The sequence below is a fragment of the Saccharopolyspora sp. NPDC000995 genome, from assembly GCF_053599315.1.
On record NZ_JBSFLZ010000277.1, the window covers coordinates 1 to 2,621 of the forward strand.

The 2,621-nt window shown below is 64.4% G+C and carries 1 protein-coding gene; it reads left to right on the forward strand.

Annotated features, from left to right (window positions below; all coding sequences use genetic code 11):
• Window positions 1–413: 413 nt before the first annotated feature.
• Window positions 414–2,621: hypothetical protein (locus ACWDKQ_RS35720; RefSeq protein WP_450143163.1), on the forward strand; the 2,208-nt coding region annotated here is incomplete at its 3' end.

The following is a 2,621-nucleotide window of genomic DNA, read 5'->3' on the forward strand; positions in this document are numbered from 1 at the left end:
CAGCCCCGGTGGGGCAGTGGTCGGACTCGGATGTGCGGGGGGAGATCGAGCGGGCGAGGCAGTTGGAGTTGACCCCGGGGGAAATGGATGCGGCGCGGCTGATTGTGCATGGCACGCATGACCCCCGGAAGCTGGCTGGTCGGGGCGCTGCCGTGTCGGTGGACGATGTGGTGGCCTTGGTCGCGGCGAAACGCCGCGAGCTCGGCCGTGATCATCGACCCCAGCTCGGCGGTGATAGTCGGGGCCAGGTAATGGAGTTTTCCCGGGCACTGGCGGACAGGCTGGGTACGGGGGGCAGCGGGCTGAGTATCCAGGCCGGGGCTGGGCCGGAGGTTCAGGCGGGGCGTTCGGGGGAGTCGGTGGCGGGATCGGGTCGGTACACCGGCGGTGGGCCTTCGCTGTCGGATGCTGCGGTGCTGTTTGATGACACCGTAGCCGGTGCCGTAGATCGGAGGGGGCTGGCGGAGCAGGCTGCGCCGGTTGAGGTGGAGATTCGGGAGCGGATTGCGGCTTTGCGGGATGCGCTGGAGTTGCTTGAGGCGCAGCAGGCGGAGTTGGTGGCGGTGCAGGGGCGGGATGAGGATCGGCAGGCGTTGTCGGAGTCGGAGAGGGCGTTGCAGGCAGAGTTGGCGGTGTTGCAGGCGGAGTTGGCCAAGTTCGTGCCGGAGGGGATTGCGAGGTTGGCTGAGCTGACGGGGCGGATGGAGCGGCATTTGCGGGCGATGCCGCCGGATTTCGATCCGAACGGTGTGCGTGCGAACGTCGAAACCGCGAAGAGCATGGTACGGCAGGGAGACTGGACTTCGGCGGATTTGCAGTTCGTGGAGGAGGGGTTGCGTGGAGTGGAGGCGGCGGAGGGGAGGTTGCGCAATGCTCGCCGGGCGAAGGTGCAAGAGGTGTATGTGCAGGCGAAGCAGGCGATAGCGCAGAGGCGTGTTCCGGTCACGTATTTCGAGGACGGTGTGCCGGGTGGAGTGAGCTCTCGGTCGGACGTGCGTCTGGGATTCGAGGTCGAGTTCAAACTCCCGGGTGAAAATTTCGATGCGCGGGTCCACAGCCTGGGGGTGGAGCTCGAACGAGACGGGCTGGTGGATTGGAGGGCAGCCCACGGCTCGAAACTGGTCCATCTGTTGGATTCGGTTGCTGCCGAGGAGATTCTGCTTGACGGTAGGTGGGCGTTGATCGAGGAGGCGGAGCGTTTCGAGGTGGAGGCGACATCGCCGATCCTGCGTAATGACACTGGGCGGCCTGTCAGCGAGCAGGTGTGGCCCAGTATGGAGAAATTGCTGAGTGTGCTACAGCGGCATGGCGGTTATGGCTCGGAGTCAGGGGGGCATATCAATGTCAGTTTTGACTGGCAGTTGAGCCCTGTGCAGTACGTGCGTGTGGCGCAGGTCGCGAAGGTCTTCGAGGCGGTGCTTTTCCGGCTGGGTAACGTTGCAGGTAGTGACGGGCCGAAGCAACGCGACGTCAGGAACGCTAAGCCGATTTCGCTTCCGTCTGATCCGTACGCGGCGGACGACACCGGGCCTGACGGATACCGATTCCACCGATCCCTTCCCCAACCGAGGGACAAGAATCGTGCGGTGCGTTTTGACGTCCTCGGATTTGACGACGATCGGCTTGAGTTCCGGGTGTGGGCTGGGGACGCGGGTGAGCTGACCGGGAATCCCGCGTTGTGGCAGGTGCGTGCCGAGTTGAGCGCGGCGATCATGCTAGCTGGCACCGATCCGGGGATCTACCGGGAGCTGGATCGGTTGATGGGTGCTCCGGATCTGCTGGGTTATGACGACCAGACCAGGGATGAGGGGGCCTGGCTGGAGAAGCTGGCGGAGTTCCTGGAGTTGTTGCCGCTGAGTGAGGCAGGGCAGGCGCAGGTGGTGCAGCTTTTCGCCTGGACACGCCCGTGGAAGCTCAGCGATCTCAAAGACGATGTCGAAGAAGGCTACCCGGCGTTGATCGTGAGCCTCCCCCAACAATCGGTGCTGGTCCCGGCCCCGGGTGCTTCGAAGGCGCAGGTCGTCGCCCAAGCGTACTCGTACCAGCTGTACCAGGACACGAGCCTCGTCGTGGCCCGGATGACCTCAGACCGTTCCGGGATTCGCCTCCGGAATGGGGAGGTGATCGATTTTGCGCTGTTCGCCTGGTTGCTCGGGGAGCACAGCGTCGGATGCGGATTGCACGGCGAAAAAATGTGGACTTTGCTGGCGATTTCCCGTGCCTCCGATGCGCTGCTGTCAAAGGTGCTGGAGGCCGTTAACGGGCCGGTATTGGCGACTACGTCGGACGTGCACAGAACCCCGGACGGGCGTCTGCTTGCCGGCGCTTACGAACGGCAAAGCGATGGTCGCCTTCGATTCCGTCCCAGCACACAGGGGTGGATCGAGTTCACCAAAAACGAAGAAGCGCCAGCTCTCCGGAGCGCACCCCGAGCCCGAGGCCGGTTTACCGGTAAGTTTGATCTGGGCGAGGCGTTGATGGATTCCAGGACCAGACTTTCGCCCGACGATCCTGCCGAGGGTTATCGGTATTGGCCCGCACGCGCGGTGCCCTTGCCTGCGCGGTTGCCGGTGGACGCGGTGCCGGTGGCGGTGCCGGCGGAGGTGGTTTCCAGAGGTGGT